The organism is Methanocella sp. MCL-LM (genome assembly GCF_049676595.1).
Classification (GTDB): Archaea; Halobacteriota; Methanocellia; order Methanocellales; family Methanocellaceae; genus Methanocella_A.
Genome location: NZ_CP187259.1, coordinates 3156524 through 3172602 on the forward strand (window position 1 = coordinate 3156524; position 16079 = coordinate 3172602).

General features: G+C 56.7%; 15 protein-coding genes. 7 read left to right on the forward strand and 8 right to left on the reverse strand.

From position 1 onward, the window contains the following. Positions 1–231 precede the first annotated feature (231 nt). Entirely contained in the window at positions 232–1410 is a 1179-nt protein-coding gene (locus ACPLPM_RS16010) for a RuBisCO large subunit C-terminal-like domain-containing protein (protein WP_424357770.1), read from the reverse strand. Between the two features lie 65 nt (positions 1411–1475). Between ACPLPM_RS16010 and ACPLPM_RS16015 the strand changes: the two genes are divergently transcribed. Together ACPLPM_RS16015 and ACPLPM_RS16020 are read left to right on the forward strand one after the other, a co-directional pair. Continuing rightward, a complete protein-coding gene (locus ACPLPM_RS16015) occupies positions 1476–1619 on the forward strand; it encodes a hypothetical protein (protein WP_424357771.1) in 144 nt (47 codons plus the stop codon). A 506-nt stretch (positions 1620–2125) separates the two neighbouring features. Further along, positions 2126–3193 carry a phosphotransacetylase family protein gene (locus tag ACPLPM_RS16020; RefSeq protein ID WP_424357772.1) on the forward strand — a complete coding sequence of 356 codons (1068 nt, stop codon included), beginning with the start codon at positions 2126–2128 and terminating at the stop codon, positions 3191–3193. 746 nt (positions 3194–3939) lie between these two features. Here ACPLPM_RS16020 and nadC read toward each other — a convergent pair. Continuing rightward, positions 3940–4758 carry a carboxylating nicotinate-nucleotide diphosphorylase gene (nadC, locus tag ACPLPM_RS16025; RefSeq protein WP_424357773.1) on the reverse strand — a complete coding sequence of 273 codons (819 nt, stop codon included), beginning with the start codon at positions 4756–4758 and terminating at the stop codon, positions 3940–3942. Positions 4759–4811: 53 nt separating this feature from the next. Between nadC and ACPLPM_RS16030 the strand changes: the two genes are divergently transcribed. Both ACPLPM_RS16030 and ACPLPM_RS16035 read left to right on the forward strand, forming a co-directional pair. Next, the gene (locus ACPLPM_RS16030) at positions 4812–5624 is read left to right on the forward strand and encodes an aspartate dehydrogenase (RefSeq protein ID WP_424357774.1); all 813 of its coding nucleotides are present in this window, start codon (positions 4812–4814) and stop codon (positions 5622–5624) included. A gap of 200 nt (positions 5625–5824) precedes the next feature. Further along, complete coding sequence (locus tag ACPLPM_RS16035; RefSeq protein ID WP_424357775.1) at positions 5825–6211, forward strand: hypothetical protein; 387 nt, start codon at positions 5825–5827, stop codon at positions 6209–6211. 96 nt (positions 6212–6307) lie between these two features. Here the strand turns inward: ACPLPM_RS16035 and ACPLPM_RS16040 are convergent, their stop codons facing one another. Beyond that, a complete protein-coding gene (locus ACPLPM_RS16040) occupies positions 6308–9121 on the reverse strand; it encodes a DEAD/DEAH box helicase (protein ID WP_424357776.1) in 2814 nt (937 codons plus the stop codon). Positions 9122–9736: 615 nt separating this feature from the next. After that, on the reverse strand, positions 9737–10792 hold the full coding sequence (locus tag ACPLPM_RS16045; RefSeq protein WP_424357777.1) for a BtrH N-terminal domain-containing protein: 1056 nt from the start codon (positions 10790–10792) through the stop codon (positions 9737–9739). Between the two features lie 92 nt (positions 10793–10884). Here ACPLPM_RS16045 and ACPLPM_RS16050 point away from each other — a divergent pair, with 92 nt between their 5' ends. Then, a complete protein-coding gene (locus ACPLPM_RS16050) occupies positions 10885–11187 on the forward strand; it encodes a hypothetical protein (protein ID WP_424357778.1) in 303 nt (100 codons plus the stop codon). A 298-nt stretch (positions 11188–11485) separates the two neighbouring features. Here ACPLPM_RS16050 and ACPLPM_RS16055 read toward each other — a convergent pair whose 3' ends face one another. The 3 genes from ACPLPM_RS16055 to ACPLPM_RS16065 all read right to left on the reverse strand — a co-directional run bounded on the left by ACPLPM_RS16055 (position 11486) and on the right by ACPLPM_RS16065 (position 12317). Then, positions 11486–11701 (reverse strand): hypothetical protein, encoded by a 216-nt coding sequence (locus tag ACPLPM_RS16055; protein ID WP_424357779.1) that lies wholly within the window; start codon positions 11699–11701, stop codon positions 11486–11488. Positions 11702–11705: 4 nt separating this feature from the next. Then, on the reverse strand, positions 11706–12089 hold the full coding sequence (purE, locus tag ACPLPM_RS16060; protein WP_424360001.1) for a 5-(carboxyamino)imidazole ribonucleotide mutase: 384 nt from the start codon (positions 12087–12089) through the stop codon (positions 11706–11708). A gap of 75 nt (positions 12090–12164) precedes the next feature. Next, a complete protein-coding gene (locus ACPLPM_RS16065) occupies positions 12165–12317 on the reverse strand; it encodes a hypothetical protein (protein ID WP_424357780.1) in 153 nt (50 codons plus the stop codon). 207 nt (positions 12318–12524) lie between these two features. On the opposite strand from ACPLPM_RS16065, the gene ilvD reads away from it, so the two are divergent. Continuing rightward, positions 12525–14255, forward strand: a complete 1731-nt coding sequence (gene ilvD, locus ACPLPM_RS16070) for a dihydroxy-acid dehydratase (RefSeq protein ID WP_424357781.1) — start codon at positions 12525–12527, stop codon at positions 14253–14255. A 54-nt stretch (positions 14256–14309) separates the two neighbouring features. On the opposite strand, the gene ACPLPM_RS16075 is transcribed toward ilvD, so the two are convergent. After that, positions 14310–14549, reverse strand: coding sequence for an Lrp/AsnC ligand binding domain-containing protein (locus ACPLPM_RS16075; protein WP_424357782.1), 240 nt, complete (start codon positions 14547–14549; stop codon positions 14310–14312). A gap of 223 nt (positions 14550–14772) precedes the next feature. Between ACPLPM_RS16075 and ACPLPM_RS16080 the strand changes: the two genes are divergently transcribed. Continuing rightward, positions 14773–15783, forward strand: coding sequence for an RIO1 family regulatory kinase/ATPase (locus ACPLPM_RS16080; RefSeq protein WP_424357783.1), 1011 nt, complete (start codon positions 14773–14775; stop codon positions 15781–15783). Positions 15784–16079 lie beyond the last annotated feature (296 nt).

Genomic DNA, 16079 nt, shown 5'->3' on the forward strand with positions numbered 1-16079 from the left:
CATCAGTCCTGCCCATCAGGGCAGGATGCGGAGGCGGCAGGGTAATGGACACCTGCCGCAGGCGGTGTCGCTTAGGGCTTGCGAAGAAATGTAAGCTGGCGGCAGCGTAGCGCCAGCCAGGTTTTCATTTCGAGGATGCGAGCCCGGCCCTGACGGTGCAGCACCCGAAAAACGGGAGTAGGCCGACCCGAAGGTCGGACGTCGACCCGCGCTGTGATACTATCTAAGCTTTTACTGCGACGGCCCCCACTGCTTTAACGCGCCCGCCAGCTCCTTATGATTTACAGCATACTCCTCAAGGGTCTTCTTCTCCTTCCACGCCTCCACAGCCTGGAACATGGCCACCGCACCCACAGTAGTCCCCTCGGGGTGCCCGTGGATGCCGCCGCCCGCCTGTAAAATAACGTCTATACCATAGCAGTCCAGGTTTTCCCGGACCTTCTGCGGGTACAGCCCACCCGAAGAAACAGGCCATACTCTCTTGTACCCGGCCCAGGGCTTCCTCAGTATGTCCCGCGACGCGTCGATCTCGCAAACGTTGCGCTCCATCTTGCCGGCGTAAGTGCCGGTATGTAAATTAGTGCCGCCGACCATCCTCGTCAGCTTCGAAATAACCGGCATGGCGATGCCATACTTACCTCTCGTCAAAGCCCCATGCATTGTTCTGTGAATGTGAATAGGCACGCCGATCTTCTCGTCGGTCAGCGCCTGCACGGCCGAGAAGCCCGCAGTCAGGATGTCGACCATAACGGTGTTGGCGCCGAGCTCGACTGCACGTTCAGCGCGCTCGACGATCTGGTCGCCGGCACAGGTGACGTTTACGCAGTATAATGTCTTGTGACCGGTCTTGTCCTCTATCCGGTTCAGCCTGTCCATGACCGCTGTCAGCCGCTCTTCCAGCGGGCAGAACTTCTGGTCAGTCAGCGTCTCATCGTCCTTGATCAGGTCCAGCCCGCCCAGTGCAGCCTGTTCTGCGACTTCCGCGGTCCGCTTCGGGCTGAGGCCCACTTTCGGCTTGATGATGGTGCCGACCAGCGGCCTGTCGTGCACTTTCAGCATCTTCCGGACGTCCTCGATGCCGAACTCCGGGCCGTTATAGTACTTCGCGATAGGGTCGAAGTCGACGTCCATAAGGCGGCAGGCTTTGAGGCCGCCGAGGCCGAAGAGGTTACCTGCGACCACGGAGAGAATCTGGGGTACGTTGTCCGGCTCGAAGATTTCCACAGGGAAGTCGATCACGACAGTGTTACCTTCCGCGCTCACTACCCGGGCGCCGAGGTTCTCGTGAACTTCCTTCTCTGCGGCCACTTCGGTCCAAGTGCCCGTAGACTGTTCGGCGGCGATTTCCTTCGCCACCTTCGCTATGGGAGCGTCAGCTTCCACATAGTAAGTCGTGCGTACCATAGTCATGATATTGATCAAGAGTAGAGGGTGCTGGAAAGTTAAATCCTTGTCGCCGGAAAGTTTTAGAGGGGGTGTCAGGTAAAGTCCATGGAAAACTGGGGGTCGGGGAGGTCCCGGGAGGTCGGGGAGGATTTTCAAGCTGGGAGGTCAGGGAGGGTCAGAGGTCAGAGAGGAGGATAGAGAGAATAGAAAGGTCAGAGAGGATTACTATATAATAGGGTTAATCCTCTGCTACCTCACGGTACTCTACCACCTTCTCTCAGGCCCCCCTACCTCCCCGACCTCCCAGCTTGAAAGTCCTCCCTGTACTCCAGGTACCTCACCACCGCTCCCTCTGACCTCTCAATACCTACCCGATCCACAATTTTTAATGGAATATAATGCAGTCCCCCGGACGCTTCCCATAGCCCGGCTCTTCTATCGCAATTTTGCTCGATCACATGTAGCATTACCGCTTATCCGATCGATCTGGCTCCGCCTTTCCCGCGGAAAATGGCAGACGGGTTTACTGTATGGCATGTACGATATGTCATGGGCTGGGGTAGCAGGACTGTTCACCGCATAATTAGCAAGCACTGATAGTATTACCAAACAGAATATTCTGGCATGTTAGATGAACATTCGACGGAAGAATTTATAACGATTAAACGTGTAGTACATGTTAGGATAAAACGCGAATCCGAAGCATGAGGGCATCAGCCCGCACATGGATGGGATACACATGAGATCGATTCTAGTAAGTTCGACAGAACTCTATTCAGGCAAAAGCGCCCTGTGTATGGCGCTGGCGATGAAGCTCAAGGAAAACGAGCTCAAGGTTGGCTACATGAAGCCGGTAGGAAACATCATCGTGGACGTGAACGGCGAGCTCGTCGACGACGACGCGCTGAACATGAAAAAGATGCTGGGCCTTGACGAGAACCTCGACGAGATCTCGCCCATCCTGTTCACCCACCAGCTGCTGGAAGACGTGCTGGAGGGCAAGGACAAGCAATTGGTCCCCAAGCTCGAGAAGACCTTCAAGCACGTGAGCAGGAACAAGGATGTCGTGATCCTCGAGGGCGCCGGCGATGTGAGCGGCAGCTCGGTACTGGGCCTCTCCGACTCGGAGGTCGCCAGGATCACCGGGAGCAAGATCCTGCTGGTGTCAAAGTACTGCGACGAGTTCACGGTAGACCGGATCACCACCTACATGAAGCTGCTCTCCAGCGACGTGGAAGTGCTGGGCATCATCTTCAACAACACCAGCATGGAGCGGATGAACTTCGTCAAGGAGAAGGTCGTCCCCTACTTTGACCGCAAGGGCATCAAAGTCCTGGGCGTCCTGCCGAGGAACCGGGCGCTGCAGACCATCTCGGCCAGAGAGATCGCCGAGGGCCTCAACGGCGAAGTGCTCGCGGGCAAGAACAACCTGGACGTCACTGTGGACGGCATTGTCGTAGGCGCCCTGGCTGCGGACAGCGCGATCAAGGTCTTCAGGCGGAAGCACAACCGCGCAGTAGTCACCGGCGGAGACCGGGCCGATCTCCAGATCGCGGCGCTGGAAGCCCGCATGAGAATCATGATCCTCTCGGGCAACCTGTACCCGCCCAACCAGGTGCTGGGCAGGGCCGAAGAACTGGGCGTGCCGGTCATCCTCACCACAGACGACACCACCACCCTCGTCGACAGGATGGAGCAGCTGCTCCGCACGGTCAGGGTCAAGAACGTCCAGAAGATCGACCTCATGAAGAACATGTTCGACGAGAACGTCGACACCGACCGCATCCTCAAATCGCTAAGTGAATAAGAATGCATGGGCGTACCGCAACCGCGGGCGCCCCAAATTCCTTTTTTAATCAGGCATAACCGTACGGGCTTAACAACTTACCACGGCGGCACGGCTCCGTATCCTGACAACAGAAAATTAAATATTTGAACCACGGCGGCACAGCGACACGGAGACAATTCAAGAAACGATAGCAGGATGGTTACTGGAACCACGGCGGCACAGCGACACGGAGACAATTCAAGAAACGATAGCAGGATGGTTACTGGAACCACGGCGGCACAGCGACACGGAAACAATTCAAGAAACGATAGCAGGATGGTTACTGGAACCACGGCGGCACAGCGACACGGAGACTGCCCGTACTTGAATGGTCAGACTCTTTTTATTGATCCACGGCGGCACGGAGGGTAGAGGGCATGGAGACAGCCAAATTTCTATATCCAGTACTCAACTTGTCAGGATTCAACAGGAGTGTTGAAGCTTTCAGGCTTTCGTTCAGATAGCCAGGTTGAAACCATTGTCCAGTAAGCACCTTTTGGTTAGTGCGCTGTCCCTGTGTCGCCGTGGACCAAAAAAGAGTTCGTTTTTACTGGTACCCACTGTCTCCGTGCCGCCGTGCCGCCGTGGTTTAATTAACCATCCGGCTGGTCTGATTCGCCACTGTCTCCGTGCCGTCGTGCCGCCGTGGTTAGAAATTTGGTTCTGGGTGTCGTAGTTCCTTGTGACACCGTGGTCAACAGCTACAGCGCCATTTAGGGTACATTTTATTGTACTCTAGTTTCCATGTCGAGGCTAAAGTCGAGCCATTTGGCGTCGCGGGTCAGCGCGCCGAGGGAGATGACGTCGACGCCTGCCCGGGCATAGTCGGCGATGTTCTGCATGGTGATGCCGCCCGAGGCTTCGACGATGACGCGGGGGTTGATCTGCTTGACCCTTGCCACGCCTTCGGCGATCTTATCGGGGGCCATGTTGTCGAACATGATGATGTCGGCGCCGAGGGAGGCGGCTTTTTCGCCGGCCTCGATCGATTCGACCTCGATCTCGATCTTCTTGGTGAAGCTGGCCGCCTTTTTGGCTGCGGCAAGCGCTCCGTCGATGCCCATGATGGCGATGTGGTTGTCCTTGATCATGACTGCGGCCGAGAGGTCGTAGCGGTGGGTGTCGCCGCCGCCGAGCTTGACGGCTTTCTTCTCGAAGGACCTGAACCCCGGAGTGGTCTTTCTGGTTGCGGCGACTCTTACGGTGCCCGCTCTTGAAACGCAGCGCCTCGTGAGGGTGGCGATGCCGCTCATGCGGCCCAGGAAGTTCAGTGCGAGGCGCTCGCCCCGCAGGATGTCTGCTGCGCTACCGGTGATGGTCATAATTATGTCGCCGGCTTTGATCTGGTTTCCGTCGGCGTAGTGGGACTCGAGGCTGAGCCCGAAGTACTCGAAGATCTGGAGGGCTTCGTCGAGCCCGGCCAGTACCCCATCTTCCTTGCATACGATGTTCGCACTTGCCGCCACGGGCGGGACTATCCCGTTAGAGTCGTCGTCCTCGCCGAGGTCTTCCAGTATGAAGCGCTCGAGTTCAACAGTGAGCATACTAGCACCGTAAATCATTTTAGCAATAAAAGTATATGAGACCTGCGAGAAACATGTTCAGGATCGGTATAGTAGGCGCGGGGGCGATTGGCAAGGAAATTGCCAGGGCCATCGATAATGGCACGGTGCCCGCGAAGCTCGAGGCGATCTACGACAGGGATCTGGCTGAGGCCAACAGCTTTGCCGCGTCCCTGAAGTCGAAGCCCAGGGTGTTGCCGCTAGAGGAACTGGTCGAGGCTTCCAACTTCGTGGTGGAGGCCGCAGCGCAGGCTGCCGTCAAAGAGGTGGCCATCGCAGCGCTCTCTAAGTCCAGAAGCGTCATGATCATGAGTGTGGGCGCGCTGGCGGATAAAGAGCTGCTGGAAACGATCAGGAACATGGCCAAAGAGCACGCTTGCAGCATTTACCTGCCTTCCGGTGCCATCTGCGGCCTGGACGGGGTAAAGGCGGCTTCGGTCTGCAAGATCGACAGCGTCACTATTACGACAAGGAAGCCCAGGGACGGGCTGCGAGGCGCACCGTTTATAGTCAGGAATAACATCGACGTGGACAGCATGACCGAACCCACGGAGATCTTCAGCGGGCCCGCAGCAGTCGCCATCAAGGAATTCCCGGCCAATGTCAACGTGGCAGCTTCGCTGAGCCTGGTAGGCATCGGCTTCGAGCGGACGCTGGTACGTGTGGTCGTAGATCCCACGATCAAGCGAAATATCCACGAGATCGCTGTTCGTGGAGAGTTCGGTGAACTGCACACCGTCGTGGAAAACGTGCCCTCCCGGTCGAACCCGAAGACCAGCTTCCTGGCTGCCCTTTCGGCCATCGCCACGTTGCGGCAGGTATGCGAGCCGCTGAAGATCGGTACCTGACTCAGTACCACCATCCGGGCAGCAAGGGCACATCCCATATTACACTAACTTTTTTCCGTTGCTATATATGGCGATAACAGCCATATCTTCTATTATGGGACCCATTCTGCTTTTATCGTGAGCACAATTTATATACTTATATAAAAATCTCTTAATGAAAATATAGTCGTAATTTAATTGCTTTCTAAGGAGGAGAATCTATGAAGAGTGGATACATTGCAATCGCCGTGCTGGCGATGATCGCGGCGGTCACGTTACTCAGCGGATGCACTAGCGGGCCCGGGATGAATGCGACAGTGACACCCAAAGTTGTGGCGACTGTGACGCCGACTGCGGTAGTTACCACCGTGCCCATGGCCGGTGACGTCGACGCCCAGAACATGAGCATGGACGCTACCGTCACCCCGTGGCCGGAAATAAGGAGCGGCAACAATACCAGCATCATCAACACTTCCGAGGGCATGAGGGAAGTACCTAACGAGATGCTGGCCGGCGTCGCCAACAACACCACAGGGGCTCCAGTAGTCGGAGGGCCGATCGTTTCCCCGACGGCAACGCCAGTCGTATCGCCTGCCGCAATGCCGTAAAGCCTGCCTTACCGGCAGAGAGCTGTTTAAAAAAAATCAAGTATCGCCCTTCCGGGCGATCTTTTTTACCCCCTTAAGCCTAACCTAAGCCTAAGCCTAAGCCCAGAACCGGCGGGTCCGCACGTAGTCCCGCTCGGCCTTGAGGATATCCCTGTAGAAGTCCTCTTCATCCTCGCGCTGCCTGCCGATGACCCGGGCGGCAGACTCAGGGCCGAGCCCCCTCGACGCCAGGGCGATGACGGCGATGCGCCCGTGGGACAGCACCAGGTTGCCGTTGCGGTACACCCGCTTTACTTTCACCATTTCTGGCTCGCCGAGCTTATTCTTGGCCGCTTTCTTCACCAGGTCCGCTTCCTCCTTTTCCCAGGGCTTGAGCGCGGCGATCAGCCTCGAGTTGCACAGGGGACACACCGGGCGCTCTTCGACGTCCTTCACTTTCCTCTTTGAGGAAAACTGCTTACAGTTCAGGCAGAAGAGGATCACGTGGTCGTTCATGATCCGTTCCTTCAGCGCCAGCACGATCGATCGATCGGCGGACTCCGGCGCCATCAGCTCTCTGCCCCCGGTGAAGCCGGCGTCCCCGATAGGGCTCAGCCTGCCGGTCAGCACCTTGATCTCCCCGGATCTGATCATTTCCAGTACCTGCATGGCATCGTCGATGTCCAGCTTGTCGTGCAGGATCTCGTTGACCGCCTCTTCGTACATGGGGGTGCCTTCGAAGACGTTCAGCAGCTTGTCCATGCTGATGCGCTCGTAGTCGACGTCCCTGGACAGGGCGCCGAACTTGCGGGCGACGTGGACCATCTTCCACTTGAGCATCAGCGTGTTCTTCAGAGTCTTCTCGATGATGGGCTCCACGAAGATGGGCTGGATGTCGGCCAGCATTTTCGCTACGTCTGCTGCCCTGATGCGCTTGGGCAGCTCCAGCTTGATTCTGTACGGATCGATCTCCATGGCCACCCCGCTGCCGAACCGGGATGCGAGAAGGGCGGTGACGACTCTGCCCAGAGTCTCGTTGACCTTGTGGCCGAAGCACGCGTTGATCATGATCGTCCGTTCCTCTTCCTCCACCGTAATCAGCCGATCGGAAGGGACCGGGAAGTTACCCGCCACCTGCTTTTTGACGTACTGCACGTAAGACCTCGCGGTGACCTCGTCTGTCGGGTAAGTGGACGTCAGGTACCGGACCACTTCAGCCTCCGGCGAGCCGGCCATCTCGGCCACGGTCCGCCGGATGGCGCCTACTTCCATCGCCACTGAGTATGGCACAGGTATTTCTTCGCCGGTCCACGAGGGTACCTCGCCCTGAGGGTTCTCGATGGGCTCGACTCGGACCCGGTCTTCGGTGACTTCGACGATGCGCCACATATCGCCCTTGGTGATGAAGATGGCGCCGACGTCGGCGAAGTTGACGACGAAGGCCTCGTCCAGCGTGCCGATCATCCGCCCGGTGATCACGTCGAAGACATCGAAGCGCTTCTCGTCCGGGATCATGGAGAGGTTCTCGTACATGTACGTGCGGGTTTTGACTTTCCGGCCGATGACGCCTTCGGGGCTCAGGAAGATGAGGCGCTCCTCGACCAGCTGCTGGATGACCCGATCGAACTCCTTCCTCGTCAGCTGCGCGTACGGGTAAGCCCTGCGGGCCGTCTCGTAGACGTCGCTCGCACCTATATCCCCGTACTCCAGGGCCATGGCACAGATCTGGTTGGCCAGCGCATCGTACGACTTCTTGTACAGGTCGATGTTCTCGATCTGCCCGGCGGAGGCCCGGCGGCAGATCGCCCATGCCTCGGCGGAATCGTCCTCGTTGATAGTGATGATGGTGCCGCTGGAAGTCTCACCGATGCTGTGGCCCGCCCTTCCGACGCGCTGCAGCAGCCGGGAAACCTCACGGGGAGACATGTACTGGACGACGTGATCGATCTCGCCTATGTCGATGCCCAGCTCCATGGAGGAAGTGCATACTAAAGCGTTGACTTTGCCGTCCTTGAACGAGTCCTCAGCCTCTATGCGGGCCTCCTTGGATAGAGAGCCATGATGAACCGCGATCGTTTCCCCGATCTTCTTGAACCGGGCCCCGATCGCCTCGGCCGACTGCCGGGTGTTGACGAACATCAGCGTGGAGCGGTTCCGCTTGATGATGTCGATCATAGTCCGGACCTGGGCGGCGATGTCCGGGTCGGTAAGAAGCCGCTTAGACAGAGGCTTGTCGCTGTCGATGGTCTCAGGGTAGGTCACGTGGAAATCGAGGGACTTGGCCAGCGCGACCTGGACGATCTGCGCTTCCCTGTCGGTGCCCGCCAGGAATTTCGCGACTTCCTGCGGGGTGCCCACTGTGGCAGACAGGCCGACTCTCCGGAACTCGGTGTAGCGGCCCAGCCTTTCGAGGGCGATGGCCATCTGAGTACCTCTCTTCGAGGAGGCCAGCTCGTGCACTTCGTCGACGATGACCATGGCGAGGCCTTTGAGGTTCTCCCTCATCCGGCTGCCCATCAGCATCGCCTGCACCGTCTCCGGCGTCGTGATCAGGATGTCGGGCGGCTTCAGCGCCTGCTTCCGCCGCTCATGAGTGGTAGTATCGCCGTGCCTCACGTCGATGTTTAAATTAAGACGGTGGCCCCACCACTTCATCCTCTTCATCATGTCCCTGTTAAGCGCCCGCAGCGGCGTGATATATAGAATCTTAATGCCGTCCCGGCTGTCTGCGCCCATCCCCAACAGCAGGTCGAACGCCGGCAGCAGGGCTGACTCCGTCTTGCCCGTGCCCGTCGGCGCAATTAAAAGAACGTGGCCCCCGCTCAAAATTGCAGGAAGAGCCTTCTGCTGCGTCCCCGTCGGCTCGGTCATTCCCAGCTCGGAGAGCGCGTCCCGTATACGGGTATCTAACAACTCAAAAACATTACCCATCTTTGCGGAGGTAAGGATGGTCGCATACCATTTAGCCTTTCTGGTTCCTGATGGAACAGAGTGCAGTATGCCGATTTTAAAAATAAGCCACGGCGGCACGGCTTATCATTCTGACAGCTGGAAATCAAATGTTCTAACCACGGCGGCACAGCGACACAGAGACATATTGGTATCAATATTACCGAAAGAAAAACTAGAACCACGGCGGCACAGCGACACAGAGACAATGGCGAACCAGTAAAACTGAACTCTTTTTTAGATCCACGGCGACACGGAGACAGCCCCTTAACCAAAAACGGTTTACTGGCCAGGTGTTTCAGTCGGTATATCATTATGATCTCATGACCGATAAACTACTTTCTGTAGGGATTCCTGGTTTCTCAAGCATAGTAACAATAGAAGGGTTGTCTCTGTGCCGTCAGCCCGCCGTGCCGCCGTGAACCAATAAAAAAGGAGCCCTGTTAGTCAGGTACAAATTGTCTCCGTGCCGCCGTGCCGCCGTGGTTCAAATAACCATCCTGCCATCGTTTCTCGAATTGTCTCCGTGCCGCCGTGCCGCCGTGATTAGAACATCTGCTCCGTAGTTGCCAGGGTAAGGAGCCGTGCCGCTGTGGTTTACCTGCGGCGGCAGCAGAGGTTGGCCGCGGTCATCAGAGAAACTTGCAGCTCATGCTCCCGGGCGGCGATGATCTGGAGGATGTCGGCGGCCTCGGTCAGGGCAGAGCACCCGCAGGGGACTTCGGCCAGCACTTTGGCGGCCTGAGACCACATGGTGCCTACTCTGCTGTAGCCGTCTGCGGTTTCGGCGAGGCTGTCGAGGCCGAGATTTTTGGCTGCGTAACTGAGGAAGTCTGCGTAGAGGTAGCGGAAGCAGCTGCCGCCTGTGCCGGGGCCGGCGATGGCGTTGTAGAGGATCTTGCAGGCATCGTCGAGCTCTTTTTTACTGTACTTTTCTTCCCACCGGTACATACAATTGGCGAGATAGTAGATGCCACCTACGCCGCAGTTTCGGACCGGGGCGTTGAGCATTTCCATGGTGTTGCGGCCGATGGCGCCCATCACGAGCTTGCCATCTATGTTAATTTCAGAAGGAATGTCGAACCTGAACCACCGGTGCCTGGTCGGGAACGGGCGGTGAGCCGATGCCCTGGCCTCGGCCAGTTCGGCCAGCGGGATCTCCAGCAGGCTGTCCCGCATGTGATCTGCGATATGCGCAGTGCCTGCTTCATCGTCGATGCCTGCGACCACAAGGGAGTATGCGCCGAAGTGTGAAGAGCTACGCAAGTACTTGAGGTAGTACTGATCTGCGTGCAGCATCACCGGCCGGCCTTCTGCCAGCATCGATGCCAGCGTCTCCTGGGCTCTGCGCGGGCTTGCAGATGTGGAAATCTTCAGGTCGCAGCCCAGCAGCCGGCACGCCCGCTGGTCGATCTCCAGTACACCCGTTCTCCCTGAGGCCACAGGAGGCTTGCCATCTTTGCCATCGCGATAATAAAACCCGATTCCTTCACCGATCCCGAAGAAGAACGGTTCGGGAAAACCATAGCCGGCGTGTGCGAAGACGTCCCGCAGGGACGAGGTATCGCAGTGCAGGCCCTTCTCGTGGGAGAAGTCTTCCAGGATTTTTTTCATGGCTATACTCTTGACGTTCCAGAAGTTAAATCTTGGCAAGTTCCCCGGCCGGTTGCCCCACAGTACTGGGAATATAGCCCCCTGGCGGTTTCCGGCCGATAAAATTATATAATAGGCCTATTATTTTTAGTATGGCTTCAGGCATGCGAAGGCCGGTCGCCAAAAAGGCTTTAAACTACAACCTATACAGCACCACGGACGGTGATTTTCACTTGTACATTCCGCTCGCAGTCCACAAGAACGAACTGGTTGTCATCGACAGTATGGAAGCGTTTTCCCACTACTTCTGCCTGGCCAAGAAACAGAAGATGACCCCGCTGGCGTCTGAGGCCGCCGTCGCCAGAGGAGGCGACGAGGACGTGGAAGAAGAGGGCAGAGAATTCTTCGACGAGGCCGTCGAGGTCGCTGCTGGAGATGACGAAGACGTATTGTAGGGCCGAAGGCCCCCTTTAGAGCCTTCGGCTCTGGCTGTCCCGACGTTTAAAGGAAGGATCGCGGTAGCCCCAACAAAGAGAGGGAGATAAGCCCGGTTGTGCTGGCATATGAATATGATCTGCGCAACCGCTTTTTAAACAAAATAGATTTTTTATACCATACTAACTCTTGTCGACAGGTCATTGGCGTCACCCTGCATATTCACGCAGAGCGTACGCCAGATATGAATGTATATACCATTTATTGGGCTATCCGCGATCCTTCCTTTAAACGTCGGGTGAACCAGAGCCGAAGGCCCTACAATTTTTTAACTTCGTTGATCTTCTGCTGTTTAAACAGGTACGAGAAGAACAGCGATCCCGCCACTATTACCACCGATGCCGCAACGATGAAGACGAGGACCAGGTACTGCTGGTCGTTGATGGCCGATACTATAGCGCCGATCATGAGTAGTGCGGCTAAGGCTACGTAGGCAGCCTTGACATACCAGATGTTGAGCTTGGTGAGATCCATGAAATTACCTCTGTAAGATGCGGATGGCGAGGTGTGCGGCGTTGTCACCGTTGTCGATGCCGACGCAGGCGACCGGGACGCCTTTGGGCATCTGGACTATGGAGAGGAGCGCGTCCAGCCCGCCGAGCTTGGCGGAGACCGGGACGCCGATGACCGGCTTTTTGGTCCTGGCCGCTACGACGCCGGGCAACGCTGCCGCCAGGCCTGCGATCGTGATGAAGACCTTTGCATCGCTTCCCTTGACGTAAGCGTCGAGCTCGTCGGGGTTGCGATGGGCCGAGAGCACTTGCAGGTCGTACGAAACGTTGTTTTTGGCGAGAACCTCGATCGCCTTGTCCGCGATCGGGCGGTCAGATGCTGAACCGAGAATGACTGCGACGTCCACCATAGGCATCAGAGTGTGATTGTGTAAACGTGTATATAAAGATCACAGATGGGAGTTTAAAAATGAGTGGGCGCCCGGCTATACGTTGGGCGCATACTCTTTGAATTTCTTGTAGGATAACAGGAGGTCCAGCGGGTGTGCCTGCCGGATATCCTCGAGAAGCCGGTAGAAGGCTTCTTTGTCCTTTTCCTTGAGCTTAACAAGCCTGTGGATCTCTTCGGTGGTTAACATGCTCAAGCCTCGACAGTAGATGCGCTGTGTCATGTATCGATGCATAACGTAGCGATACATCAATCAGCAAAAGCAATATCTTGGATATGGTACTTAAATCTTTTCCTAATATTTCCAAAAAATTGCCATTTATCGATATATTGTTGAATTTATTTTATCGCACCCACGTGCGCCACCTAAATAAATATATAAGTTAATTTATTATTTATGAGAAGCCAGGATTTGAGAAATCGCGGCCCGGAAATTGATCCGCTGAAACTTTCTATGGACTGGGGAGTGGTAGATCTGGAAAAGCCCCAGATTCTGGTCGAGGACGTCTGGGGCGATGCGCTGCCCGGCAGCTACCACCTGAAGGAGTTATCGGACATGGCAGGAAAGGGCATCTATGCCAGCGGAGGCAAGCCTGCCCATCACCACGTCACGGACATGTGCGACGGCATAGCGCAGGGCACCGAAGGGATGAACTACTCGCTGCTCTCGCGCGAGATTATCTCCAGCATGATCGAAGTGCACTGGAAGGCCCAGCCGGTCGACGGTATCGTGCTGCTTTCGAGCTGCGACAAAGGCGTACCGGGGCAGCTGATGGCGGCGGCACGCATACACGACGCCCCCTCAATCCACGTGCCCGGAGGCACCATGATGGAAGGACCCGGCATGTTTACCCTGGAGCAGGTCGGCACCATCTACTCGGAACTCAAGCGGGGCGAGATACCTCAGGAAGAGTACCGGTTCCTTCAGCGGAGCGCGTGCCCCACTGAAGGCTGCTGCTCATTTATGGGCACGGCCAACACGATGCAGGCTCTCTCTGAGGCCATGGGACTGGCCCTTCCCGGAGCAGCCTCGATGCCGGCCTTCGTAGCCGCTATCCGGCATAAGGCGGAGGAAGCAGGCTCCAGGATCGTAGAAATGCTGGACGAGGGCATGAAGACTAAAGACATCCTCACCCGGGATGCGTTCGAGAACGCCATCATGGTACACGCGGCCATCGGCGGCTCGACCAACGCACTGCTGCACATACCGGCCATCTCCCGGGAAGTCGGCATAACGCTTCACCCGAAGCTCTGGGACGAGCTGAACCGCAAGATACCGATGCTTCTCAACGTGCGGCCCAGCGGGTGCCACCCGGCCATTCTGTTCTGGTACTCGGGAGGCGTCCAGGGCATCATCAGAGAAATCAAGGACCACCTGCACCTGGATGTGATGACAGTCACAGGTAAGACTCTGGGAGAAAATTTGAAGGAGATGGAGCGCCAGCACTTCTTTGAGCATGCGCGCAGGCATCTCGAGAGCTATAAGGTCAGCGCGGACGATGTGATATACCCGGCCTCGAAGCCCAGAGGGGAGGGCTCGCTCGCCATCCTGCACGGGAACTTAGCCCCCAATCATGCCGTGACCAAGTATGCGGCAGTACCGAAGGAAATGTTCTGCCACACGGGCCCGGCGATCGTTTTCGAGGACGAGCTCAAAGCAAGAGACGCTATCCTGAGCGGTGACGTCAAGAAAGGTTCCGTCATCGTCATCCGGTACGCAGGCCCGAAGGGCTGCGGCATGCCGGAGATGTACTACCCGACGGAAGCGCTGGCTTCCAGCAAGGAGCTGTGCACTACTACAGCCCTGATCACGGACGGCCGGTTTTCCGGCGCTTCAAGAGGGCCCTGCATCGGGTACGTATCGCCGGAAGCGATGGATGGCGGGCCCCTCGCCATCGTGGAGAACGACGACCTCATCAGGATCGACATTCCGGGCCGGCGCCTGGACCTCGCAGGCATCAAGGGAAAAGAAGTCGGGCCGGACGAGGCTGCCAGGGTCATCGAGGAGCGGCTGAAAAAGTGGAGGCGCCCCGACCCGAAGTTCACCGGAGTCCTCGGCCTGTACACGACCCTGGCGGCATCGGCCATGGAAGGCGGATTTATGAGAACAGACAGATGCGCAAGGTAGCTGTCCGGCTGGATGCCGGGCCTGGCAGAGAAAGTGACCCGGCAGGAGCAGATCTTACCCTTTTTTCTGCTGCACGGTCAGGAAGTTAAAGGATCTCTGGACTCCGTCCAGGTTGAGTATCTCCTGTACGGTAGTTTCCAGTTTCTTGATGTTCTCGGCGTGGACTTTTACAAAGAGGTCGAAGGGCTGCATCATCGTGTACACCTCTTCGACGCTATCTATATTAGTCAGGGCTTCAACCAGCCGGTCTTCCCGGTCCAGGTCGATGCAGAGCCCGATAAACGACGTATACACGATCGATCACACCCATGCCAGAATAGCTTCTATGTACATTGACATAGATAACACTTATCTCTCAATATCTAATACTAATTATATAATTGTGATGATACGTAAATCTGCGGGATCCCTCAGCCCGACGTACTGCATCGAATATTTAAATAGAGCATCGAAGCGGTTTCCTGATTTTAATTTGGCGCGCTTTAACCGTACGCACGGTAAAATGATATTGACCGGTATGAGCGCTGCACAGTGTGAAACGAAGGATGCCTTCGGCCAGTCGCCGGACCGGCTGGCGAGAAAGATTGCTTACTACATATTCATGAACAGGGTCGTAGAGGCGATCCTGGTATCCCTGATAGCTGCCTGTTTCATGGTAACCACGATCATCGACGGCATCCTCGGGACCAGGGTAGAGAGGCGGTTCATAGACAGCCTTCGGAGCATATCGAGGGACAAGCTGAGCAGGCTGCGGAGAGCCCAGATCAGGTACATTTTCCGGTGCCAGTACGGCCTCTCGAAGATAAAAATCAGGCTCGCAGGCGGATCTTACTGGCTCTCGATCCCCTGTGTCGTCGAAGGCAGAAAAGACGGCAGACCCGTAAAATACATGGCCAAGATCATCAACGACCAGAGCGCGGTCAAGCACAGGTACATGACCATGCTGCGCAACCTGGGCATAATTGCCGGCGGGGTGGAATTCTGGTTTGAGCAGTACGATAGTGCCAGAGATATGGCCAGCTTCGAGCGCCACTGCCTTGACCGGCTGAGAGAGAAAGGGGTGAATTCGCCTGCAGTCATGGGGATGCACAGCCTGAACGAAGAGGACTACATGCTGGTGACTGAGTTCATCGAGGGGAAGACGCTGTCGGATGTCACCCTGGGCACGGCAGAAATTTCCGACGTGCTGGCCACGCTGAAAAAGATGCACGACAGCAAGGTCATCCACGGGGACATCAAGCTGGATAATTTCCTTTATTCCGGCGGAAAAGTATACCTGATAGACTGCCTGAAGATCGGGCACACGACCCTCCCCGTCGCGCAGGCGTTCGACCTGATCTGCGCTCTGTGCTCGCTGTGCGAGAAAGCGCCCGTCGACACCGTGATGGGCCTCGCCAGGCGCCACTTTACGGAGGACGAGCTAACGTATGCCGGCACCATGCTGGACGTCGCCGTCAGCAAGGTCGACATAGACCTGCCCCCGGAAAAGGCCAGAGAGCTGCGGCAGGAGCTGGGGAACCCGGTATAGAAGCGCAGACCATGACCCTCGAAAGTGCTGTCTTGAATAATATATAGTATCGTCATGTTCGCCTGTTGAACGCCTGCATTCGCAGGCGTTCTCAAGGCGATTCCGGATAGCCGGTTTTTCCTCTCCCATCCTCCTGCCCCTCACCTTCCTCCTCTCAGACCTCCTGACCTCCCTGACCTCCCAGTTTGAAAAAAGTCTCCCGGACCTCCGGGCACTCCCCAACCTCCCATTTTCCCCGGTACGTGTGCGCAAGCCTGACAGACAGGGAGGTTTCGGAGGCACCGGAGAACATTATT

Coding starts and splice junctions, on each gene's coding strand:
- ACPLPM_RS16010 (WP_424357770.1), bottom strand. CDS start 1,410: ATGACTATGGTACGCACGACTTACTATGTGGAAGCTGACGCTCCCATA.
- ACPLPM_RS16020 (WP_424357772.1), top strand. CDS start 2,126: ATGAGATCGATTCTAGTAAGTTCGACAGAACTCTATTCAGGCAAAAGC.
- nadC (WP_424357773.1), bottom strand. CDS start 4,758: ATGCTCACTGTTGAACTCGAGCGCTTCATACTGGAAGACCTCGGCGAG.
- ACPLPM_RS16030 (WP_424357774.1), top strand. CDS start 4,812: ATGTTCAGGATCGGTATAGTAGGCGCGGGGGCGATTGGCAAGGAAATT.
- ACPLPM_RS16035 (WP_424357775.1), top strand. CDS start 5,825: ATGAAGAGTGGATACATTGCAATCGCCGTGCTGGCGATGATCGCGGCG.
- ACPLPM_RS16040 (WP_424357776.1), bottom strand. CDS start 9,121: ATGGGTAATGTTTTTGAGTTGTTAGATACCCGTATACGGGACGCGCTC.
- ACPLPM_RS16050 (WP_424357778.1), top strand. CDS start 10,885: ATGGCTTCAGGCATGCGAAGGCCGGTCGCCAAAAAGGCTTTAAACTAC.
- ACPLPM_RS16055 (WP_424357779.1), bottom strand. CDS start 11,701: ATGGATCTCACCAAGCTCAACATCTGGTATGTCAAGGCTGCCTACGTA.
- purE (WP_424360001.1), bottom strand. CDS start 12,089: ATGGTGGACGTCGCAGTCATTCTCGGTTCAGCATCTGACCGCCCGATC.
- ACPLPM_RS16065 (WP_424357780.1), bottom strand. CDS start 12,317: ATGTTAACCACCGAAGAGATCCACAGGCTTGTTAAGCTCAAGGAAAAG.
- ilvD (WP_424357781.1), top strand. CDS start 12,525: ATGAGAAGCCAGGATTTGAGAAATCGCGGCCCGGAAATTGATCCGCTG.
- ACPLPM_RS16080 (WP_424357783.1), top strand. CDS start 14,773: ATGAGCGCTGCACAGTGTGAAACGAAGGATGCCTTCGGCCAGTCGCCG.